The sequence below is a fragment of the Croceicoccus sp. genome (assembly GCF_983967925.1).
The window spans coordinates 35,971-56,061 of sequence record NZ_CFETID010000004.1; the positions used below are offsets into that span (position 1 = coordinate 35,971).

Annotated in this window: 22 protein-coding genes; 13 read left to right on the forward strand and 9 right to left on the reverse strand. The window is 65.9% G+C overall.

The window, feature by feature from the left end:
• Positions 1 to 51 precede the first annotated feature (51 nt).
• Both AC4FIJ_RS03490 and AC4FIJ_RS03495 read right to left on the reverse strand, forming a co-directional pair.
• Positions 52 to 1,137, reverse strand: coding sequence for a glycosyltransferase family 2 protein (locus tag AC4FIJ_RS03490; protein ID WP_490335327.1), 1,086 nt, complete (start codon positions 1,135 to 1,137; stop codon positions 52 to 54).
• Positions 1,138 to 1,322: 185 nt separating this feature from the next.
• A complete protein-coding gene (locus AC4FIJ_RS03495) occupies positions 1,323 to 2,204 on the reverse strand; it encodes a glycosyltransferase family 2 protein (protein WP_490335328.1) in 882 nt (293 codons plus the stop codon).
• Positions 2,205 to 2,569: 365 nt separating this feature from the next.
• Between AC4FIJ_RS03495 and AC4FIJ_RS03500 the strand changes: the two genes are divergently transcribed.
• The 7 genes from AC4FIJ_RS03500 to AC4FIJ_RS03530 all read left to right on the forward strand — a co-directional run bounded on the left by AC4FIJ_RS03500 (position 2,570) and on the right by AC4FIJ_RS03530 (position 7,617).
• A complete protein-coding gene (locus tag AC4FIJ_RS03500) occupies positions 2,570 to 3,637 on the forward strand; it encodes a glycosyltransferase family 2 protein (protein WP_490335329.1) in 1,068 nt (355 codons plus the stop codon).
• 192 nt (positions 3,638 to 3,829) lie between these two features.
• Entirely contained in the window at positions 3,830 to 4,855 is a 1,026-nt protein-coding gene (gene galE / locus AC4FIJ_RS03505; protein ID WP_490335330.1) for a UDP-glucose 4-epimerase GalE, read from the forward strand.
• Between the two features lie 145 nt (positions 4,856 to 5,000).
• On the forward strand, positions 5,001 to 5,126 hold the full coding sequence (gene ykgO, locus AC4FIJ_RS03510; RefSeq protein WP_066773114.1) for a type B 50S ribosomal protein L36: 126 nt from the start codon (positions 5,001 to 5,003) through the stop codon (positions 5,124 to 5,126).
• A 161-nt stretch (positions 5,127 to 5,287) separates the two neighbouring features.
• Positions 5,288 to 5,908, forward strand: a complete 621-nt coding sequence (locus AC4FIJ_RS03515; protein WP_490335331.1) for an HAD family hydrolase — start codon at positions 5,288 to 5,290, stop codon at positions 5,906 to 5,908.
• A 40-nt stretch (positions 5,909 to 5,948) separates the two neighbouring features.
• The gene (locus AC4FIJ_RS03520) at positions 5,949 to 6,509 is read left to right on the forward strand and encodes a (2Fe-2S)-binding protein (protein ID WP_490335332.1); all 561 of its coding nucleotides are present in this window, start codon (positions 5,949 to 5,951) and stop codon (positions 6,507 to 6,509) included.
• Entirely contained in the window at positions 6,506 to 6,850 is a 345-nt protein-coding gene (arsC, locus tag AC4FIJ_RS03525) for an arsenate reductase (glutaredoxin) (RefSeq protein WP_490335333.1), read from the forward strand. The genes AC4FIJ_RS03520 and arsC overlap by 4 nt, the downstream gene beginning before the upstream one ends.
• Before the next feature lie 140 nt (positions 6,851 to 6,990).
• Complete coding sequence (locus tag AC4FIJ_RS03530) at positions 6,991 to 7,617, forward strand: class I SAM-dependent methyltransferase (protein ID WP_490335334.1); 627 nt, start codon at positions 6,991 to 6,993, stop codon at positions 7,615 to 7,617.
• Positions 7,618 to 7,628: 11 nt separating this feature from the next.
• On the opposite strand, the gene AC4FIJ_RS03535 is transcribed toward AC4FIJ_RS03530, so the two are convergent.
• Positions 7,629 to 8,465 (reverse strand): hypothetical protein, encoded by an 837-nt coding sequence (locus AC4FIJ_RS03535; protein ID WP_490335335.1) that lies wholly within the window; start codon positions 8,463 to 8,465, stop codon positions 7,629 to 7,631.
• Positions 8,466 to 8,506: 41 nt separating this feature from the next.
• Here AC4FIJ_RS03535 and lipB point away from each other — a divergent pair, with 41 nt between their 5' ends.
• Genes lipB through AC4FIJ_RS03550 form a run of 3 tightly spaced genes read left to right on the forward strand, consistent with a single transcriptional unit; the run spans position 8,507 to position 10,461 of the window.
• Positions 8,507 to 9,211: a lipoyl(octanoyl) transferase LipB gene (gene lipB, locus AC4FIJ_RS03540; protein ID WP_490335336.1), complete on the forward strand. Its 705-nt coding sequence runs from the start codon at positions 8,507 to 8,509 to the stop codon at positions 9,209 to 9,211.
• A gap of 11 nt (positions 9,212 to 9,222) precedes the next feature.
• The gene (locus AC4FIJ_RS03545) at positions 9,223 to 9,534 is read left to right on the forward strand and encodes a hypothetical protein (RefSeq protein WP_490335337.1); all 312 of its coding nucleotides are present in this window, start codon (positions 9,223 to 9,225) and stop codon (positions 9,532 to 9,534) included.
• A gap of 18 nt (positions 9,535 to 9,552) precedes the next feature.
• Positions 9,553 to 10,461, forward strand: a complete 909-nt coding sequence (locus tag AC4FIJ_RS03550) for a DMT family transporter (protein WP_490335338.1) — start codon at positions 9,553 to 9,555, stop codon at positions 10,459 to 10,461.
• Here the strand turns inward: AC4FIJ_RS03550 and AC4FIJ_RS03555 are convergent.
• The 6 genes from AC4FIJ_RS03555 to AC4FIJ_RS03580 form a co-directional block, all read right to left on the reverse strand.
• On the reverse strand, positions 10,458 to 11,777 hold the full coding sequence (locus AC4FIJ_RS03555) for a DUF2254 domain-containing protein (protein ID WP_490335339.1): 1,320 nt from the start codon (positions 11,775 to 11,777) through the stop codon (positions 10,458 to 10,460). The genes AC4FIJ_RS03550 and AC4FIJ_RS03555 overlap by 4 nt on opposite strands.
• Positions 11,778 to 11,820: 43 nt before the next feature.
• Positions 11,821 to 12,762, reverse strand: coding sequence for an isoaspartyl peptidase/L-asparaginase family protein (locus tag AC4FIJ_RS03560; RefSeq protein WP_490335340.1), 942 nt, complete (start codon positions 12,760 to 12,762; stop codon positions 11,821 to 11,823).
• A gap of 92 nt (positions 12,763 to 12,854) precedes the next feature.
• Complete coding sequence (gene nadA, locus AC4FIJ_RS03565; RefSeq protein WP_490335341.1) at positions 12,855 to 13,844, reverse strand: quinolinate synthase NadA; 990 nt, start codon at positions 13,842 to 13,844, stop codon at positions 12,855 to 12,857.
• Between the two features lie 63 nt (positions 13,845 to 13,907).
• Positions 13,908 to 14,693: a hypothetical protein gene (locus tag AC4FIJ_RS03570; protein WP_490335342.1), complete on the reverse strand. Its 786-nt coding sequence runs from the start codon at positions 14,691 to 14,693 to the stop codon at positions 13,908 to 13,910.
• 65 nt (positions 14,694 to 14,758) lie between these two features.
• Positions 14,759 to 15,634 (reverse strand): MBL fold metallo-hydrolase, encoded by an 876-nt coding sequence (locus AC4FIJ_RS03575; protein ID WP_490335343.1) that lies wholly within the window; start codon positions 15,632 to 15,634, stop codon positions 14,759 to 14,761.
• Between the two features lie 37 nt (positions 15,635 to 15,671).
• On the reverse strand, positions 15,672 to 16,463 hold the full coding sequence (locus tag AC4FIJ_RS03580) for a HesA/MoeB/ThiF family protein (protein ID WP_490335483.1): 792 nt from the start codon (positions 16,461 to 16,463) through the stop codon (positions 15,672 to 15,674).
• Between the two features lie 276 nt (positions 16,464 to 16,739).
• Here AC4FIJ_RS03580 and rpsT point away from each other — a divergent pair, with 276 nt between their 5' ends.
• The 3 genes from rpsT (at position 16,740) to mutM (ending at position 20,044) form a co-directional block, all read left to right on the forward strand.
• Positions 16,740 to 17,000, forward strand: coding sequence for a 30S ribosomal protein S20 (gene rpsT, locus AC4FIJ_RS03585; RefSeq protein WP_490335344.1), 261 nt, complete (start codon positions 16,740 to 16,742; stop codon positions 16,998 to 17,000).
• A gap of 732 nt (positions 17,001 to 17,732) precedes the next feature.
• Positions 17,733 to 19,145 carry a chromosomal replication initiator protein DnaA gene (gene dnaA / locus AC4FIJ_RS03590; RefSeq protein WP_490335345.1) on the forward strand — a complete coding sequence of 471 codons (1,413 nt, stop codon included), beginning with the start codon at positions 17,733 to 17,735 and terminating at the stop codon, positions 19,143 to 19,145.
• Positions 19,146 to 19,231: 86 nt separating this feature from the next.
• Positions 19,232 to 20,044: a bifunctional DNA-formamidopyrimidine glycosylase/DNA-(apurinic or apyrimidinic site) lyase gene (gene mutM / locus AC4FIJ_RS03595; RefSeq protein ID WP_490335346.1), complete on the forward strand. Its 813-nt coding sequence runs from the start codon at positions 19,232 to 19,234 to the stop codon at positions 20,042 to 20,044.
• Positions 20,045 to 20,091: the final 47 nt, after the last annotated feature.

The window sequence follows — 20,091 nt, forward strand, 5'->3', positions numbered from 1 at the left end:
GCAACCCCCCGGTTTGATAATGCGATAATGGCGCCGCGCTGGGCGCATCCGTCAGCCTGTGGCGGCGGCTTCCCGGTTCTGGAACCGCTCGACAAAGCGCTTGCGGATCAGCTTGCGCGCGATGGGCGCGGGCGCGGTGACGACCGCCAGCACCCAGCCAGCCACGATGAGCCGCTTTTTCAGCGGATCGAAATTGCGGCGAAAGATCGAGCCGATCGCGTCCATCCCCGCCGTGATCCGTCCGTCGCCCGGCAAGGGATGGTCCCTGGGCGCCATGCGCAGGCTGGCTGCGCGCAACTGCAGCAGGTGGCGGCTGCGGCGCAGGCTGTCGGGCCGCGGCGGTTCCACGCCGAGCGCGGTGCAGATATCTTCCGCGCTTTTCTGCCGCTTCATCGCTCGGGCCACTTCGCGGGTGAAATTACCGGGGCGTATGCCAAGGTTCGAATCGTTCGACCCATGCTGGCGGTAATGGACCAGCGGTTCGACGATGGTGACGACATCGCCCATTAGCGGCGCCAGCGCTAGGCAGGTCGAATCGGTAACGACGTCATGCTCTTCCCCGATCGGAAAGAACCGTTCCAGAAAGCGGCGAGAGTAGGCGTTGGCCGATCCCGGCGGCGTCGGATATTCGGTGGCGCTGCGCGCCCATGCGGTGATCTGCGCGGGTTCGGGGCGAAATGCGAAATTGGGAATGAGATCGCCGAACGGTCGGTCCTCGGCATCGATCAGTTGCATCTGGACCTGCACCTTGGTGACGGTGGGTCCCCATGCGGCGGCGACGGCCTTCGCAAAGCGCGGATCGAGCACGTCGTCGGCATCGAGGAACACGATGACCTCGCCGGTGGAATGCGCAAAGCCATTGTTGTTGGCGTCGCGCTGGCCGCCGTTCGGCTGGAATATGGGGGTGATGGAACCGGCAAAGCTTTCGATCACTTCGCGCGAATTGTCGGTCGATCCGTCATCGACCACGATCACCTCGACATCCGGCCAGTCGAGCGCAACCGCGCTTTCGATCGCGCGACCGAGGAAGCGGTCGTAATTATAGTTCGCGATCACGATGGAAAAGCGCATGGGAACGGCGTCATCGCGCGCGGCGGCGCCTGTCGTTTCGGGTTCTGGATGCACTGCAACGGACATTATGGTCGTAGGCCCCCCTTTGCGACCCGCTTGGCGATAATCGGCGCTGCCCTCAGCATGCTGCCCCCAGCATCCTGCCGGTATCATCCCTGTCGGACGGGGCCATTCAACCGGGCGCGACGCCCGATCTCAAGCTCCCATTCGATAGCTACCCCTAAGGGTCAGGCGCATTTGCCGATGGCGTTCTAAAGGTCGAGGATCCGCAACGGATCGGCCTTGCCGCGCAAGACATCGCCGAATGCGCGGATATTTCCTTTCAGACGCCCGCGCCGGTCGATCGTGTCTTCGGGCCTGATGCTTTTCGCCAGATTCGCGGCGACATTCTTGGCCATCAGCGTCCAGCCATGCGCCGCGCCGATCGTGCCCTTGCGGCGCAGATAGACGATATTGGCAACCTGCGAATAGCCCAGCTTCAGCCCCGAGGTGCGCCCGCCGCGCGTACCCATGTGGATGCCGGTGATCGCACTGGTGCGCAGCATGTGGCCGCGGCGTGCGAGCTGTTCGGTGAAGTCGACATCCTCCTGCCAGCCGTAAAGCGGCAGGTTCTCGTCGAAGGACAGATCCTCGCACGCGCTCATCCGGAAGGCCATGTTGCAGCCATACAGCCAGCTGGTCCTCTCGTCCGGTTTGTCGGGACGCGGCGCGCCATTCGGCCCCGCGTCGAGCATCGCCTCGGCTTCCTCATAGGTCAGCGCGCCGGTCTGCGCGCCGTCGGCGATCAGCCAGCCGGTGAGGCCGACGAGGTCGGGGTCGCCCTCGAACAATTGCTCAAGCCGCTGAAGGAAATCATGCGCGACGAGGAAATCGTCGTCGAAGAACACCACCGCGTCGGTCTGGCCGCGCAGCAGCGAGAGCGCGACATTGCGCTGGGCGCACAGGCCCTTCTTGGGCGAGACCACCGCCTGCTGCGGCGGCTGTGCCAGCCGGTCCAGCCCTGCGATATCCTCTGGCGCAGCGCCGACGACCACGATCCCGTCAGCCGGGCGGGTCTGGTGGCGAAAACGGTCGACCACCTTGCACAGCACGTCGGGCCGACCCGTGGTGGCGATCGCGACATGGATACGCATGGCTACACTACTCCGCTTGTCCGCATTACGGCCCCGGGCACGCGTTCGCCCGTCCGCAATGGCTGTCGCGCCATCCCTAGGCGAGGTGCGAATGCACCGCCATGGATAACACGGTCGAGCCTCCAAAGGGTTAAGCACAAGGTTAAGCGCCGCCAATTGGGGGCGACCAGCGCGCGGTGGTTGGTCCACCGGAGGGCGCAGAAGCAGGCCGAACGTGGGACCGGCGGGGGCAATTTCCCCTATCTCCTTCGGATGAGCCGGGTTGGATGGCACAAATCCCCCGATGGGCAGTTTCTCGCGCCGGAAGCGGGTGATACATTGCCCCGCGATGCCGACACAAGCGGCGGCAGCACAGGGTGACGCGATTGCTAGACGAAGAATTCCTTGGCGCGATCGACAGGGCCAGCGAGGATCATGACATCATTGCGGCTTGCGTGTGCCGGAACGAGATTGACCGGCTGCAATCCTGGCTTGCGCATTATCGCGCAATCGGGGTGGGCTGCTTTGCCGTCATCGACAACGGGTCGGACGACGGGACCCATGAATATCTCGCCGCGCAGCCCGATGTCATCCTGACGCGCACCACCGCCAGCTTTGCCGCGGCCAATTGCGGCATGGACTGGATCAACGCGGTGCGCGCGCGGATCAGCCGGCGGATCTGGCTGCTCTATACCGATGCGGACGAGCAGATCGTCTATCGCGGCTGGCCCGAACGCCCGCTGGCCGACCTCTGCCGCGAGGCGGAGAGCGAGGGCGCCAACACGATCTTTGCCTTCATGCTCGACATGTATCCCGACGGGCCGGTCGAATCGGGCCAGCCCGAGGAAGGCCGCGACCTGACCGAGATCGCGCCCCTGTTCGACAGCGAATATCACTTCCGCCTGCGTCCGGTGAAGCCGTGGCGCCATCCCGACGGCTGGGTCGAGGTGGTCGGCGGCCCGCGGGTGCGGCTGATGTCCAGCCTGCAGCGCGAGGCGAAGAGCAGCTGGCGCACATATTGGCTGCGCGGGCAGAGCGACCGGGTGCTGCCGCGCGTGCCGCGCCGTTTCCTGCCGCTGGCGCTGCGTGCGCTGCCGACGCAGATGCCGGTGCTGGCGAAATATCCCCTGGTCCGCACGCAGACGCCCGTCCATTACGCGCACAACCATGTCGTGTTCGGCGGCAATGTGTTTCGCGAAAGCGCCGTACTGCTGCACTTCAAGTTCCTCGCCGATTTCGCCGCCCGCGTGCACCGCGAGGTGGAGCGCGGCGAGCATTACAACGGCGGGGCGGAATATGTGCTCTATGCCGACATGATCCGCCGCAACAAGGGCATGGATCTGCGCTATCCGGGCAGCGTCCAGTTCAGGGGCGCCGATCAGCTGATCGAGATGGGGCTGATCCGCGACCTGACCGATTTCGGTGAATATCCGATTCCCGCCAATGCCGCCTGACGCCTGCCCGATAACTGGCCCGCCCCGCAACCGACTCTCCCGATAACTGACTCGTGCGGAGTAACCCCGTTTCATGCGGGGATTACGCCAAAGATCGTTCATCAACGACGTAACGCGATGTTATCGGATACCGGGTTAGGTCGCAGAGCCTGAAGCGCCCGGATCCGCAGATCCGCCATTGAAAGACACGCTATGAAGACGCCCTTCCCTGTCCTCGTCACCGGCGGTGCCGGCTATATCGGCAGCCATGCGGTGCTGGCGCTGGTCGATCGCGGCTGGCCGGTGGTGGTGCTCGACGATTTGTCGACGGGGTTCCGCTGGGCGGTGCCGGACGGCGTGCCGTTCTATGAAGGCGACGTGGCCGACGGCGATCTGGTCAAGCGCATCTTCGAAGAGCAGGGCATCGGCGCGATCATGCATTTCGCCGGATCGATCATCGTGCCCGAATCGGTCGAGAATCCGCTGAAATATTACGACAACAACACGGGCAAGAGCCGCGCGCTGATCCAGTCGGCGGTCGAGGCGGGGATCCCGCATTTCATCTTCTCGTCCACCGCCAGCGTCTATGGCGAGGCGGAGGCGAAGCCGCTGGCCGAGGACGATCCGATCCAGCCGTTCAATCCCTATGCAATGTCCAAGGCGATGACCGAGCGGGTGCTGGCCGACACGGCCTGGGCGCATGAGATGAACTATTGCGTGCTGCGCTATTTCAACGTCGCGGGCGCCGATCCGCAGGCGCGCAGCGGGCAGTCGGGCGTGGGTTCGACCCATCTGATCAAGGTCGCGCTTGAGGCCGCGCTGGGCAAGCGCAGCGAGGTCGCGGTGTTCGGGCTGGACTATCCGACCCGCGATGGCACCGGCATCCGCGACTATATCCATGTCAGCGATCTGGCTGCCGCGCATGTCCATGCGCTGGAAGCGCTGATTGCCGAGCCTGCGCGCAATCTGACGATGAATGTCGGCTATGCGAAGGGATTCTCGGTGCTGGAGGTGCTGGATGCTGTCGACCGCGTGGTGGGCAAGCCAGTGCCGCGCCGCATGGAAGGGCGGCGCGCAGGCGACGTGCCCGCGCTGCTGGCGGACAACACGAGGCTGCTGGCCACCACGCCGTGGAAGCCCGAGAACGACGATCTGGAACAGATCATCGCCGATGCGCTGCGCTGGGAGACCAAGCTGCAGGCGATGCGGCAGGCCGAAGGGACGCGCGAAAACGCCTGATTCGCCCTGCGGGCGGGGGCGCTTACCGCTTTCATCGCTTGACTCGGCAGGCCGCCGCCCGTAACGGGCCAGCCTTGATTTTCGCCCGCCCGCGCCCATTTCGCGCAGCTGGCGGGGCATTCACGCATTACACCGGATAGAAACAATGAAGATTCGCAACAGCCTCAAGTCGCTGAAGAACCGTCATCGCGACAATCGCGTGATCCGTCGTCGCGGCCGCACCTATGTGATCAACAAGACGGTGCGCAAGTTCAAAGCCCGCCAAGGCTGATCGGCAGGCCGTCATTCCGCTCGGCAGGGCTGCGAACGGCCGTCTGCTGCGCTTCCGGTGCTCACGACCAGTAGGTCGCTGCGCGCCGGTTCTCGCAGCCAGCCATTCTCGCTCCAGCCGAACGAAATGCCGACCTACCGCCGCGTAGGTTTTTCGCGCTGATGAACCAGACACCCGTCCGTAACGTCGTTTTTGACGTTGGGCGGGTTCTGTTTCGTTGGGACATGGCGTGCCTGTTCCGGCAGATGGTGGCGGGCGAGGACGAGCTGGATTTCGTGCTGGGCCACGTCGTCACCGAAGAATGGCATTTCGAGCATGATGCCGGACGCGATCTTGGCGAGATGGTGGCCGAGCGCAAGGCGCTGTTTCCAGCCCACGCCGCCGTCATCGACGCCTATGCCACCCGTTTCCTGGAGACGATCCCCGGCCCCGTTCCCGGCTCCATCGAGCTGGTCGAGCAACTGGACGCAGCGGGGGTGCCGCTATTCGCGATCACCAATTTCGCCGACGAATTCTGGGACGATTTCCGCCCGCGGCATGCCGTGTTCGACCGTTTCCGCGACATCGTCGTGTCGGGCAAGGAAAGGCTTGCGAAACCCGCGCCCGAGATCTTTCAGCTGGCTGCGCGCCGGTTCGGCATCGACCCCGAAGCCAGCCTGTTCATCGACGATAACGAGGCCAATGTCGCGGCGGCGACGCGGCTTGGCTGGCAGGTCCATCATTTCCGCGACGCCCCCGCGCTGCAGGCCGATCTGGCGCGGCGGGGATTGATCGCGGCCTGATCTTTCCCGCCCTCTTTTCCCGCGCTAGACCCCCCTGCGCATGACCCGTTTCACCGTCAACGACCGGCCGGTCCAGTTCCTGATGGATCCCGACACGCCCCTGCTGTGGGCGCTGCGCGACGCGGCCAATCTGACGGGCACCAAATATGGCTGCGGCACCGGCGATTGCGGGGCCTGCACCGTCATCATCGACGGTGAGGCGATCCGGTCCTGCCTCGTCACCATTACCGAGGTGGAGGGGCGTTTCGTCACCACCATCGAATCGCTGTCGGGCGATCGTTCGCACCCGCTGCAACAGGCGATGGTGGCCGAGGGCGCGATCCAGTGCGGGTTCTGCACCCCCGGCGTCGTCATGGCGGGCGCGGCGCTGCTCAATCGCAATCCGCGCGCGGGTCGCGAGGAAATCGCGCAGGCGGTGCGCAACCTCTGCCCATGCGGCGCCGGACCGCGCATCATCCGCGCCATCGAACGCGCGGGCCGCGCCATGCGGCGGCGCGAGAATCTTGAAACGCTGCCCGCGCCCGGCATCGATCCCGCCGAAGCGGCCGAGATCGTCCCGGCCATCAGCGCGGCACCCCAAGAGCAGGAGAGCGAGCCATGAAGGCGACCATCTGGCACAATCCGAAATGCGGCACATCGCGCAAGACGCTGGCAATCCTTGAGGAAACGCCCGGCGTCGAGGTCGAGGTGATCGAATATCTGAAGAATCCGCCCGCCGCGGAAAAGCTGGCGCAGCTGTACGCCGATGCGGGGATCACGCCGCAGCAGGGGCTGCGACTGCGCGGCACCGATGCGGAAGAACGCGGCCTGCCGCAGGCGGATGACGCGGCGGTTCTGGCCGCGATGGCGGCAGAGCCGATCCTGATCGAACGCCCGCTGGTCGAGACCGAAAACGGCGTGCGGCTGTGCCGACCGCAGGAGAAGGTGCAGGAAATTCTTTGATTTGCGGAACGCATGCCCCATCTGGGGCTTGTCACGACATCGCCCGTGACGTTTTTACGGGCGCGAACTTGCAATAGGGTCCCGCATTTGCCACGCAGCATGCAGGACGGACAATCAGCCTCGCGAGGGCACAGCATTTCATGAATGGTACCGAATTGGCGGAGAGGTCCGCGGTTTCCCGCGCGAAACGGCGGATCGGGCACAAGCTCGGACCGTGGGCCGTGTTCTTCAAGGGCTTTGTCCAGCACCCGGTGATGGTCGGTTCGATCATCCCCTCGTCGCGCTTCACGATCAATCGCATGCTGGCGCGGACCGACTGGGACCGCTGCAAGCTGTTCGTCGAATATGGCCCCGGCGTCGGCACGTTCTGCCAGCCGGTGCTGGACCGCTTGCGGCCCGACGGATCGCTGATCGTGATCGACACCAACCCGCTCTATATCGACTATCTCAACCGCACGATCCACGATCCGCGCTTCACCGCGGTGCTGGGTTCGGCCGCGGATGTCGAGAAGATCGTGAAGGAGCGCGGGCATGACGGCGCGGATTATGTGCTGTCGGGCCTGCCGTTTTCGACCCTGCCCGACGGGGTGGGTCCGGCGATCGTCGATGCGACGCACCGCGTGCTGAACACCGGCGGCGCGTTTCTGGTCTATCAGTTCTCGGCCGCGGCGCGCGATTTCATGGCGAAGCGGTTCGATCGGATCGATTCGGATTTCGAACCGCTCAACGTGCTGCCCTGCCGCCTGTTCTGGGGCCACAAGGACTAAGCGCCTGGCGTTCAGCCCTTGATCGAAGCGGCAGGCGCCAGCTGGCGCCATGCCGCCGTCAGCACCACCGCACTGACCAGCGAGAAACCGGCAACGACCACGCTGCCGAACAGCGCGACGGCGATGCCGCCTGCCTCGGGCCCGCCGATGGCCGCGACGATCGCACCCGGAACGCTGGTCGCGACCAGATAGATCACGATCATCGCCAGCAGCAGCAGCAGGAAGAACACCAGCAGGCGCGAGGCATTGCCCTTGGTCATCGACCAGCTTGCCAGGATCGCCTCGAACGGATTGCGCGTGCCGCCTGCCGCGACGACCGGCGCGATCAGCATGGTGCGCGAATAGACCCACATCGCCAGCGCCAGCACGGGAATGACCGACAGGCCCATGACCGACTCTCCGCCGATGGCGGCAAAGGGAAGCAGCACCAGCAGCATGGCAAGGCCCACGCCCGCGCCCACCACCAGCTGCGCCGCGATCAGCGTGGGGAGCGCCTTCAATCCGGCGCCGATCGATTCGCGCACGTCGGGCCGCCCGCGCCCTGCGATCAGCACGATCACCGCCAGCAGCCCCGCGCCCTGCGCGACCAGCCCCAGCAGCATCAGCGGCCACCAGCGCGCATAGATCGCGACCATCGCCTCGCCCGCGGCCTCGCCCTCAAGCCCGGCGGGCGGTTCGGGCAGGATGAAATCGACCGCCAGCTGCGGCAGCACGAAGAACAGCCCCGCCATCACCAGCAGCACCGCGCGATTGGCGCGGATGACGCCGACCGCGGATTTCCACGCGGCATTGGCATCGAAACGGCTACGCGGGGCGGAAGGACCGGCCGGGGGAAGATTCACGCTCATGAGGCTTGATTTGGCATGCCATTCGGGTCCACGCAACGCGCATGGCCAGCCAAGTCGAGACAAATGACGACCAGCCGCCCGTCACGCAGGAACGGGTCGATATCGAATGGCGCCGCGAGAGCGGGCTCGTCCCCTACCGCGAGGCGCTGGCGGAGATGGAGGCGCGCAATCGCGCGATCCACGAAGGCAGCGCGAGCGAGCTGATCTGGCTGCTGGAGCACCCGCCCGTCTATACCGCGGGCACCAGCGCGAAGGAGAGCGACATGCTCGACCCGCGTTTCGACGTGGTGCAGGCGGGGCGCGGCGGGCAGTTCACCTATCACGGTCCGGGGCAGCGCATCGGCTATGTGCTGCTGGACCTGACGCGGCGTGCGCGCGACGTGCGCGGTTTCGTGCATGCGCTGGAAGGGTGGGTGATCGGGGCCTTGCGCGATTTCGGAGTGGACAGCTGGCGCGCGGAAGGGCGCATCGGCATCTGGACCCGCGACATCGATGGGACCGAGGCCAAGATCGGCGCGATCGGTGTGCGCGTACGGCGCTGGGTGACGATGCACGGCTTTTCGGTAAATTTGACGCCTGATCTCACGCATTTCACCGGCATCGTGCCCTGCGGGATCAGCGAATATGGCGTGACCAGCCTGCAACGGCTGGGCCTCAACGTCAGTGCCGAGCAATTCGACCGGTCGCTGCTGAAGCATGGGCAGGAATTCCTGGCCGCGCTGGACCGCGCCTGTCCCAGCGACTAGCGATTTCGCCCATGAAGCTCATGCGAATCACCCTCGCGCTTGTCGGCGCGGCCCTCCTCGCCTCTTGCAGCAGCGAGCCCGAGCGTTCGGCCAATGACACGCGCGATGCGGGCGGCGAGGTGCTCGAAGGGACGATCACCGACGAGATGATCCAGCTCGACCAACTGCGCTCGCAGGGCGATCCGGCGGAGGTCGAGGCCGAGGATGCTGCCGGGGGCGATGCCGGGACAAGCGCGGGCACGGATGCGGCCGAACCGGCGGGCGGTGATGGCGAAGCGGCACCCCCCGCCGAAGCTGAGCCCGAAGAGGCAGCCGCCGAGTAGTCGCGCGGCGCCACGCCCATGGACATCGAGGAGACGCGCTTCACCCGCATAGGGCGGCTGGCCATGCTGCTGGCGGCCAACGGGGTGCTGGCGCTGGGGCCGTGGCTGGTGCGGCTGGCCGATACCGGCCCCGTCGCCGCGGGGTTCTGGCGGCTGACTTTGGCGTTCCCGCTGGTGGCCTTGCTGGCGTGGAAGGAACCGGCGGGCAGGCCTGCGCTGGGCCGTTCGGGTTTCCTGATGGTGATCGGCGCGGGCGTGTTCTTCGCGCTGGATCTGGCCGCGTGGCATCTGGGGATCGAGCGGACGCGGCTGGGCAATGCGACGCTGTTCGGCAATGCTGGCAGCGTGATCCTGATCGCATGGGGCCTCGTCGCGGCAAGACAAATGCCGCGCGTGGCGGAGATCGGCGCGATCTGCGCGGCGCTGGTCGGCGCATTCCTGCTGATGGACGGATCGTTGCAGATCTCGCATGAGAATCTGGTCGGCGATCTGTTCTCCCTGCTCGCGGGGCTGTTTTATGCGTTCTATCTGCTGATGCTGCGCAGCGTGCGGGCGCGGCTGGGGCCGTGGGGCATGCTGGCGATGGTAACCGCGGCGGGTGCGCCGGTGGCGCTGTTCGTCGCCGTCGTGCTGGGCGAGACCGTCTGGCCGAGCAATTGGACGCCTCTGCTGGTGCTGGCCTTCAGCAGCCAGATCGTGGGGCAGGGCCTGCTGATCCGGTCGCTGTCATGGTTCAGCCCGGTGGTAATCGGGCTGGCCCTGCTGACCCAGCCCGCGATTTCGGCACTGACGGGCTTTCTGGCGTTCGGCGAAATGCTGTCGTTGCAGGATCTGACGGGCATGGCCCTGATGGGGGCGGCACTGGCATTGGCGCGCGCTGCCGAGCCGCGCGCGCGGGCGGCCAAGCCCCGCGTGCCGCGTCCCTAGCGCATATGCGCGAGGAACTGGCGGTGGCGTTCGTGGACCTCTGCCAGATCCGGCCCGGCCAGCGCGACATCCGCCTGCGCCAGCAGCCTTGCGCCTTCCTCGCGCAGCACGACCATGCGGCGGTCGCTGCGCACGGCGTCGGCGCAGTTCTCCAGCGCCTGATACATGCAGATCGTCGCCTTGCGGCTGGTCGCCACCGCCGAACGCGCCGCGCCGAAGCCCGAAGCGACATAGCCCCTGAAATCGGTGGTAAGCGGCACGACGCGCTTTTCGTCGCGGTTGGTGGCTTCGTCATTGGCCGATTCGCGCAGGATTCGCGTGCCCAGCTCGGCCGTGGCGGCACCGATCCAGTGCAGCGCGGTCATCGCGGTGAACGGGTCGTTGATGCCGGGCGACAGCGCGCGCAGGGCGATCTCGACCAGCTCGTCCATCAGGAAGCGCAGATCCTGCGTCGGGGTGCGCAGGCCCGACAGGACGAAGCAGTCGCGCACGTCCTTTTGAATCGGCGCGTCGCCCGCCATCCCATGGATCCCCGCCAGCGCGCGAGGCGGGTGGATGAAATCGCCCGCCTCGACGAACAGAACGATGCGCCCGTCATGCTCCTTGGCGATATCCTCGAGCCCGTCGAAATCGATGATCTCGATATAGCCCGCGCGTTCGGCGCGGACCTCGGCCTCGGTATCGACGTCGGGATCCTCGACCTCGTCGCCCTCCTGCGGGAAGCGGCGCTGGATCTGGCGGATCAGGCGCTTGCCGATATCCTCGAGCACCGTGTTGATGCGGATCGAATCGGGGACATGGTTGAGGAAGAAGACCAGCACGGCGATCGAGGTCAGCATCAGCGCAATCGCCACCAGCAGCGACATCTGCGGGACGAAGCCGGGCAGCGCATCGCCGTTCAGCGCCGCGGCGGGCGATTCGTCCTCTCGGCGCACCACGCGTAGCACCATCACCGCATAGACGAAGGTGCCGATAAAGGTCGCAAGGCTGAGCTGGTTGCCCTTGTCCTCCATGAAATTGGTCAGCAGGCGCGGGCCATAGGTGCCGCTGGCATAGGACACCGCGACGATGGTGATCGAGAACACGGTGGCGGCCACGCCAATGGTGCTGCCCGCGATCACCTGCAGCATGTCGCTGGCGCCGCCCGGACGCGCAGGGACCAGCCAGTCGCTGCCCACGAAATAGTCTTCCGACAGATTGCGGTCGAGCGCGACCATGCCCAGCGCCAGAAAGAAGGCGAGGATCGAGAAGATGGCCGGATAGAACCAGTAGCTGGCGTTGATCCGGCTCCAGAGCGAGAGCAGGCGGGCGGTCATTGGCGGATGAACGCGCCGCGCCGCTTTCGGGTCCGGGCGCGGGTTATTGACCGGTTCCGAACACCGCCGTTTCGCGCAGGCCTGTGCTGTCGATCCGCCCGCGATGCATGCCCGGCGTGTTGAAGGCGAAAGCGGTACTGCCGTCGGGCGCGGCGACGATCACCCCGCCGTCGCCGCCCAGATCGCCGACTTCGCCGATGACATGGGTTGCGGCCTGCTCGGCGGTTTCGCCTTCGAACCGCATGCGCGCACAGATTTCATGCGCCACGCCCAGCCGGATGAAATATTCGCCCGCGCCGGTGGCGGAGATCGCGCAGGCGCGGTCGTCGGCATAGGTGCCCGCGCCGATCACCGGCGAATCGCCCACGCGGCCCCAGCGCTTGCCGGTCAGCCCGCCGGTCGAGGTGGCGGCGGCGACATGGCCGCTGGTATCGACCGCGACCGCGCCGACGGTGCCGTATTTGAGGTCGGCGTCGAACCAGTCCTCGCCGCTGGCGACGCGGTCGCGGAATTCCTGCCACTGGCGGCGGCGTTCCTCGGTCGCGAAATAGGAGGGGTCGACCTGTTCGAGGCCCTGTTCCCTGGCAAAGACATTCGCGCCGTCATGCGCGAGGAAGACATGCGGGCTGTGTTCCATGACCGCGCGCGCGGCGGTGACCGGGTTCTTCGTGGTCAGGATGCCCGCGACCGCGCCAGCCTTGCGCGTCTCGCCGTCCATGATCGCGGCGTCGAGCTCGTTCTTGCCCTCGAAGGTGAACACCGCGCCGCGGCCCGCGTTGAACAGCGGGTCGTCCTCCAGCACCATCACCGCCGCCTGCACCGCGTCCATCGCCGCGCCGCCATCGGACAGGACCTTGCCGCCCGCCTCCAGCGCCTTGTCGAGCGCGGCGCGATATTCGGCGACCTGTTCGGGGGTATAGCGATCGGGTGTCAGAACGCCTGCGCCGCCATGGATGGCGAGCGACCAGCGGGGGGTATCGGTCATGGAATCCTCTTGTGCGGCGGCCGGGGAGGCCAGCAGCGCCGCGGTGGCGGCGGCTGCGATAACGGGGGCGATCAGGCGGAGGAGCGACCGCATCACGCCCGCCCCAGATCGCCCTTGCCGATGGTGCCCGACGCCATCTCGATCATCTTGTCGAGGCTTTGCTTCGCCTTGAGCCGAAGCCCTTCCTCGATCTCGATCCTCGGCTCCAGATCGCGCAGCGCGATATAGAGTTTCTCCATCGTGTTGAGCGCCATGTAGGGGCAGATATTGCAGTTGCAGTTGCCGTCCGCCCCCGGCGCGCCGATGAAGTTCTTCTCGGGCAGCGCCAGTTCCATCTGGTGGATGATATGCGGTTCGGTCGCGACGATCAGCGTGTCGCTTTCTGTCGTCTTGGCATATTGCAATATGCCGCTGGTCGATCCGACATAATCGGCATGATCGACGATATGCGGCGGGCATTCGGGATGCGCCGCGACGGGTGCGCCGGGGTGCTGTTCCATCAGCTTGAGCAGTTCGGTCTCGGAAAACGCCTCGTGCACGATGCACACGCCCGGCCACAGCAACATGTCGCGGTCGAACTTGCGGTTGAGATAGCCGCCGAGATGCCGGTCGGGGCCGAAGATGATCTTCTGGTCCTTGGGGATCTGCGCCAGGATCGTCTCGGCGCTGGACGAGGTTACGATCACGTCGGACAGCGCCTTCACCTCGGTGCTGCAGTTGATATAGGTCAGCGCGATGTGATCGGGATGCGCCTCGCGGAAGGCGCGAAATTTCTCGGGCGGGCAGCTGTCTTCAAGGCTGCAACCGGCGTCGAGGTCAGGCAGCACCACGATCTTGTCGGGCGAGAGGATCTTGGCGGTGTCGGCCATGAACTTCACGCCGCAGAACGCGATCACGTCGGCGTCGGTCGCGGCGGCCTTCTTCGACAGTTCAAGCGAATCGCCGACGAAATCGGCGAGATCCTGCAGTTCCGGCTTCTGGTAATAATGCGCCAGGATCACGGCGTTGCGCTCCTTGCGCAGCCGCTCGATCTCGGCACGCAGGTTGAGGCCGGACAGGTTCTCGCGGGGCTGGGCAGTCATTTGGGAAGGCTCCTTGGTGATCGCCTTCCAGATGGACTGCCCATCCGCCGAGTTCAAGCGGTGTTACATGGTGAAGCCCGGCGGGATGAACGCCTCCATCGGCCGTTCGCCGCCGGGGGTGCCTGCGGTGAACGCCTCGGTCATGGCGATGCCCCATGGGGAATAGGCGATCAGATCTGCCGCCAGCTGCACCGCCAGTACCGCGCCGATGCCCCAAAACCACGCGGGATGGACGCGGCCGGTCACGATCTTGTCGCGGATCATGCCGATGGCGGGCCAGACCAGCACCACGACGAGCATGAAATGCCACGCATGCGGGATCAGCAGCGGCAGCGGGATGATGCGGCCCAGCCCCGGCCCCGTCAGGATCGCAAAGCCCGTCAGCATCAGCCGCCGGTGCCATCCCGAATAGCGCCGCGCCCGCAGCGAGGCGAAGGCCAGCCCCGCAAAGGCCAGCAGATGCGCGGTGTTGGAAAACAGGAACTGGTTCTTGTCGAAGAAGAACGGCCCGCCGGTGCGCTGCGACACGGTGAGCGACAGCGCGATCCCGACCACCACCATCAGCGGGATCCACGCAAAGGACACCATGCCCAGCGTCCGGTGCAGACGGACATGATTGCCCACGATCAATATGTTCTGCGCCAGATAGAGCGCGACCCAGCCGAAGAACACCAGCGCATGGGCATGGAAGATCAACGGCACGGCAAAGGTCGAGCGCCCCATCGCCAGATGGAGCGAAAAGCCGACCACGATGGTCAGCGACATGATGGCAGCAAGATAAAGATAGAAACGGCGTTCGGCCGCTTCGGCCGTGTTCGGCGCGGCTTGCGCAAAGGATGATGTCGCCATCAGCCTGACCCTCCTCCAATTCGACCCGGCGCGCTTTTACTCCGGTTCGCGAGAAAAGGGAAAGGTCAGTTCGTCAGGCTCCATGTATCGTCGGTCGAAATGACTTCCCCGCGTCTTGCAAGGTCGGTGAGATGGGCAAGTACCGACATGCCCGCCGCGCCGACCAGCCGCGAATCGAGACCCTTATACATGGCCGTTACCATCTCCGGGATCGGCTTGGGCCCCTCCTGCAACTGGCGCAGGATCTGGCGCTCGCGCTGGCGGCGGTGGCCGATCATGCCGCGCACCAGCTGGCGCGTGTTGGTCACCGGTGCGCCGTGCGCGGGGTAATAGACTGTGTCCTCGCGCTGGTGCAGCAGATCCATGCTGGCCATGTACTGGCCCATGTCGCCATCGGGAGGGATGACGACCGTGGTCGACCAGCCCATCACGTGATCGCCGGTGAACAGCGCGCCGCTTTCCTCAAGCGCGAAGCAGAGATGGTTCGAGGTGTGGCCGGGCGTCGCCACCGCGGTCAGCGTCCAGCCGTCGCCGGTCAGCCGCTCGCCATCGGCCAGCACGCGGTCGGGGGTGTAGGTCGGGTCGAAGGGCGCGTCGCCGCGCGGACCGATGCTTTCGAGATTGAGCGCCGCGCAGCCGATGATGGGCGCGCCGGTGCGCTGTTTCAGCGGCGCGGCGGCGGGGGAATGGTCGCGGTGCGTGTGGGTGCAGCAGATGGCGACGACCCTGGCATCGCCGATGGCGGCGATCAGCGCGTCGATATGCTCGGCCTCGTCCGGGCCGGGGTCGATGACCGCGACATCGCTGCCAGCGCCCACCAGATAGGTCTGCGTGCCGTGGAGGGTAAAGGCGCTGGGATTATCCGCCAGCACGCGGCGCACCAAAGGTTCGAGCGTGACGGCGGTGCCGACGGGTGGGGCGGGTTCGGTCTGGGAAGCCATGGCGCCGATATGGGGGCGCGGCGAGCCGCTGTCGAGTTTACGCGGTTCCGCAGGCCGAGCAGCCGGGGTCCTTCAACACGCGGATCGTGCGCAGCGCCGGCTTCAGCCCGTCGAACAGTTGCAATTGCCCGTATTGCGGATCGCCCAGCGCCGAGATGCCCGAAAGCGCGATCCGCACCGCCATCATCGCGCCCATGCTGCCCGCCATGCCGGTGAACGCGCCCAGCACGCCGTCGGCGGCGCAGGTGTCGCAGTCCTCGGCATCGAAGGCGTCGCCCACCCAGCAGCGATAGCAGGGCTGATCGGGCAGGTGCCCCGCGAAATTGGCCATTTGCGCCTGAAAGCGGCCCACGGCGGCGCTGCTCAGCGGCTTGCCCAGCACGGTGCAGGCGTCGGACACCGCGAGGCGCGTCGCGAAATTGTCGCAGCCGTCGAGGATCTGGTCGGCGTCCGCCAAAAGGTCTTCGGCATTCGCGGGGGTGATGCGCTGGGCGATGGGTGTGACCGCCAGCGCGGGATCGAAGCGGCGCACCCATGCGGCGGCGGCCTCGGCCTTGGGCTTGCCGAGGTCGGCCCCCGTAAAGATCGTCTGGCGCTGGAGGTTGCTTGCCTCGACCGCATCGTCGTCGATGATGGTGATGCGCCCGAAACCCGCCGCGGCGAGATACTGGATCGCGGGCGAGCCGATGCCGCCCGCGCCGATCACAGCGACATGCGCCGAGGCGAGCCGCGCCTGACCGGCGCCGCCGATTTCGGGCAGCACGATATGGCGGGCGAATCGCTCCAGCCTTGCGGGGTCTGCGAAAGGGTCTGGCCTGGGATCGTTCATCGCCTTGCCCTTGCCGCGCACGTGCGAGAAGGGCAAGGGCTGCTGCCGCGAGCGCGGTTTCCGTTTCATCCGGCAAAACTTGACGATTCGCATCCGCGCCGCTATGCGCCGCGCTTTCCGTGGGTCGAGCCCTTTTCGGGCCGCGATTCCGCGTGGATTTCACATACGGATTTCGGGCTGCACGGACAATCGACTGGCAGCCGCCAACCGGTCTTGAACCAACAGCGGGTTGCACGTCAGCCAATATGGCCCGTCAGCCAAGAAGGAATATTACGAATGGCCAATACGCCGCAGGCGCGCAAGCGCATCCGCCGCAACGAGCGGCGCGCCGAAGTGAACGGAAACCGCGTCAGCCGCATCCGCAGCTTCGTCAAGAAGGTCGAGCTCGCGATCGAAAGCGGCGACAAGGAAGCGGCCCAGACCGCGCTGGCCGGTGCACAGCCCGAACTGCAGCGCGGCGTGGCGCGCGGCGTGATGCACAAGAACACCGCCTCGCGTAAGATGAGCCGTCTGACCAAGCGCGTCGCCGCTCTCTGACCTTGTCTGCCCCGTATCCGGCCGCCATGGCGGCGGGCGGGGCGACCGGCTGACGGGATTCGTGCGCGAGTCTCGAAGCTTTCACATTCTGCAATTCGCTGCTCGGTGATTCGGACCGATTCGGTCTTTCACACGCAGCGAAATTGCCGCCCAAGGGCCGGAGATGACCTCTCCGGCCTTTTGCGTTGTAGCAAACGCCATCGGCCCATCCGACCCGCCGGATCTCACGGTGACGCAAATCCCGCGATTCGGGCGTGGTAGCGCAACCAAAAATGGCGCTATTCAGCGGGTTACAGGCAAAGCATAGCAATTCTGCGACGTTGCGCGAGTCAACTGCCAATATTTCAGAATTTTTACGTGTCCACACTTGCCGCTCGGCCCTCCACAGCCTTAGAAACTGACTCGCCGGTCAATTCATGAGCGGCACCAATGGACAACGCAGATTCATCTTCCTGCCGTTAGGGGTCGGCAGAGGATTGTTGAGCTATGCCTTTTACAGGGGCATGGTGCGCGGGGGCGATTTTTTAAGGATCGTATCCGCGTTTGCAGCCGTTTTGGTGCCACGATGCAGGCCGGTCGTTCGAGTGGGACAACTTGGGTTTTTACGGGTCGGGATCGAAAGAGGTGGTGATGGGACGAACGGGGGCAGGTCCGCTGGCGAGCGGCGAAACCGCGCAGCATGATCCGAAAGGCCGGATCGGCTTGGGGAAGGGAAGGACGGCACGCGGGCCAATGGACAGCGAAGTGAATAATCTGATGGCAGAAGAAGAGCGCGAGGCACTGGCGGCAGACTGGTCGGACATTTGCGTAGGCTTGCGCAAGGACCTGGGCCAGCAGCTGTACGGCCAGTGGATCCGCCCGATCGAGCTGGGCAATTTCTGCCGCGAGACGGGGACGCTCGACCTTTATCTCCCCACCGAATTTTCGGCCAACTGGGTGAACGACCGGTTCTCGGACCGGCTCTCGCTGGCCTGGAAGATCGCCCGCAGCGAAGTGCGCAATGTCCGCATCTCGGTCCATCCCGGCCGCCGCAAGCTGCCCGAGCTGCATGTCGGTCCCGCCGCCGCAAACGATCACACGCCCGCGCCCACCAGCCCCGCCGATGCCATCACCGAGCTGGGCAGCGCAGGGCTCGACCCCTCGCTCACCTTTGCGAGCTTTGTGACGGGCGAGGGCAATGTGCTGGCTTATAATGCCGCGCAGCGCATGGCCGCGTCGGAAACGCCGCAGTTCTCGCCGCTGTATCTCAAGGCCGCGACGGGGCAGGGCAAGACGCATCTGCTGCACGCGATAGGCCACCAGTTCGCCGCCGCCAAGCCGGGCAGCCGCATCTTCTATTGCTCGGCCGAACGCTTCATGGTCGAGTTCGTGCAGGCGCTGCGCCAGAACCAGATGATCGAGTTCAAGTCGCGGCTGCGCGGGTTCGACATGCTGCTGGTCGACGACATCCAGTTCATTATCGGCAAGGCCTCGGCGCAGGAGGAACTGCTCTACACGATCGACGCACTGCTGGCCGAGGGCAAGCGGCTGGGCTTTGCCGCCGACCGCGCCCCGCAGGCGCTGGACGGGGTGGAGCCGCGGCTGCTGTCGCGCCTGTCGATGGGGCTGGTCGCCGATATCCAGGCCGCCGACATCGACCTGCGCCGGAAGATCCTCGAACACCGCCTCACGCGCTTTACCAGCAGCGACGTGCCCGACGATGTGATCGAGTTCCTCGCCCGCACCATCAGCCGCAATGTCCGCGAGCTCGTGGGCGGTCTCAACAAGCTGATCGCCTATGCGCAGCTGACGGGGCAGCCGGTGTCGCTGAACCTCGCCGAGGAGCAGCTGACCGACATTCTCTCCGCCAATCGCCGCCGCATCACCATCGACGAGATCCAGCGCACGGTTTGCCAGTTCTACCGGCTCGACCGCAGCGAGATGGCGTCGAAGCGCCGTGCCCGCGCCGTCGTGCGCCCGCGGCAGGTGGCGATGTATCTCGCCAAGGTGCTGACCCCGCGGTCCTATCCCGAGATCGGGCGCAAGTTCGGCGGGCGCGACCATTCGACCGTGATCCACGCGGTCCGGCTGATCGAGGATTTGCGCACCCGCGATGCCGACATGGACGGCGATGTGCGCAGCCTGCTGCGCCAGCTGGAAAGCTGATTCCGTCTTCAGGGCGGCAAATAGGGGCGGCGCTCGCAATTGGCGGGGGCCGCCCCTATTTTATGCGGCCATGACGATTTGCCACGATGCCTGAACTTCCCGAAGTCGAAACCACCGTGCGCGGCCTTGCCGGATATCTGACCGGCGAGACGATCGCACGCGCCCGCGTCCATCGCCCCGATCTGCGGCGCGCCTTTCCGCCCAATCTGGTGCAGGTGCTGACCGGCGCGAAGGTGACGCATCTGGGCCGCCGCGCGAAATATGGCCTCATTTATCTCGACCGCGAGCAGGTGATGATCTTCCATCTGGGGATGAGCGGGCGCTGGCGGATCGACCCCGAGGCAATCGGCAAGCACGATCACCTCGTGCTGGAAACCGGGGCGGGGCATGTGCTGGCCCTGAACGATGCGCGGCGGTTCGGTTCGGTCGATCTGGTGGACAGTGAAGCGCTGGACGATTTCGCGCCCTTTGCCGCGATGGGTCCGGAGCCGCTGGGACCCGGCTTCACCCCTGCCTATCTGAAGCGCGCGCTGACTGGGAAGATCCCCGCGATAAAGCTGGCGCTGCTGGACCAGCGCATCGTCGCCGGGCTGGGCAATATCTATGTGTGCGAGGCGCTGCACCGCGCCGGCATCCGGCCCGACCGACCGGCGGGGCGCGTCTCCCTGCCAAAACTCAAACTGCTGGTCCCCGCGATCCGCGAGGTGCTGACCGAATCGATAGAGGCAGGCGGATCGTCGATGCGCGATTATGCGCGGCCCGATGGCGAGCTGGGCTATTTCGCGGCCCACTGGCGCGTCTATGGGCGCGAGGGGCAGCCCTGCCACTGCGGGGGCACGGTGGAGCGTTTCGTGCAGGGCGGGCGCTCGACCTTCTGGTGCCCCAAATGCCAGCGATAGAATGCGTGCTTTTCCTTTGCGGCGCGCGGATTAGGCCCTAAACCGCC

Bases quoted from the DNA above. Each gene is read 5' to 3' on its own strand.
- AC4FIJ_RS03490 (WP_490335327.1), bottom strand. From the start codon at position 1,137: ATGTCCGTTGCAGTGCATCCAGAACCCGAAACGACAGGCGCCGCCGCG.
- AC4FIJ_RS03495 (WP_490335328.1), bottom strand. From the start codon at position 2,204: ATGCGTATCCATGTCGCGATCGCCACCACGGGTCGGCCCGACGTGCTG.
- galE (WP_490335330.1), top strand. From the start codon at position 3,830: ATGAAGACGCCCTTCCCTGTCCTCGTCACCGGCGGTGCCGGCTATATC.
- ykgO (WP_066773114.1), top strand. From the start codon at position 5,001: ATGAAGATTCGCAACAGCCTCAAGTCGCTGAAGAACCGTCATCGCGAC.
- AC4FIJ_RS03515 (WP_490335331.1), top strand. From the start codon at position 5,288: ATGAACCAGACACCCGTCCGTAACGTCGTTTTTGACGTTGGGCGGGTT.
- AC4FIJ_RS03520 (WP_490335332.1), top strand. From the start codon at position 5,949: ATGACCCGTTTCACCGTCAACGACCGGCCGGTCCAGTTCCTGATGGAT.
- arsC (WP_490335333.1), top strand. From the start codon at position 6,506: ATGAAGGCGACCATCTGGCACAATCCGAAATGCGGCACATCGCGCAAG.
- AC4FIJ_RS03530 (WP_490335334.1), top strand. From the start codon at position 6,991: ATGAATGGTACCGAATTGGCGGAGAGGTCCGCGGTTTCCCGCGCGAAA.
- AC4FIJ_RS03535 (WP_490335335.1), bottom strand. From the start codon at position 8,465: ATGAGCGTGAATCTTCCCCCGGCCGGTCCTTCCGCCCCGCGTAGCCGT.
- lipB (WP_490335336.1), top strand. From the start codon at position 8,507: ATGGCCAGCCAAGTCGAGACAAATGACGACCAGCCGCCCGTCACGCAG.
- AC4FIJ_RS03545 (WP_490335337.1), top strand. From the start codon at position 9,223: ATGAAGCTCATGCGAATCACCCTCGCGCTTGTCGGCGCGGCCCTCCTC.
- AC4FIJ_RS03550 (WP_490335338.1), top strand. From the start codon at position 9,553: ATGGACATCGAGGAGACGCGCTTCACCCGCATAGGGCGGCTGGCCATG.
- AC4FIJ_RS03555 (WP_490335339.1), bottom strand. From the start codon at position 11,777: ATGACCGCCCGCCTGCTCTCGCTCTGGAGCCGGATCAACGCCAGCTAC.
- AC4FIJ_RS03560 (WP_490335340.1), bottom strand. From the start codon at position 12,762: ATGACCGATACCCCCCGCTGGTCGCTCGCCATCCATGGCGGCGCAGGC.
- nadA (WP_490335341.1), bottom strand. From the start codon at position 13,844: ATGACTGCCCAGCCCCGCGAGAACCTGTCCGGCCTCAACCTGCGTGCC.
- AC4FIJ_RS03570 (WP_490335342.1), bottom strand. From the start codon at position 14,693: ATGGCGACATCATCCTTTGCGCAAGCCGCGCCGAACACGGCCGAAGCG.
- AC4FIJ_RS03575 (WP_490335343.1), bottom strand. From the start codon at position 15,634: ATGGCTTCCCAGACCGAACCCGCCCCACCCGTCGGCACCGCCGTCACG.
- AC4FIJ_RS03580 (WP_490335483.1), bottom strand. From the start codon at position 16,463: ATGAACGATCCCAGGCCAGACCCTTTCGCAGACCCCGCAAGGCTGGAG.
- rpsT (WP_490335344.1), top strand. From the start codon at position 16,740: ATGGCCAATACGCCGCAGGCGCGCAAGCGCATCCGCCGCAACGAGCGG.
- dnaA (WP_490335345.1), top strand. From the start codon at position 17,733: ATGGACAGCGAAGTGAATAATCTGATGGCAGAAGAAGAGCGCGAGGCA.
- mutM (WP_490335346.1), top strand. From the start codon at position 19,232: ATGCCTGAACTTCCCGAAGTCGAAACCACCGTGCGCGGCCTTGCCGGA.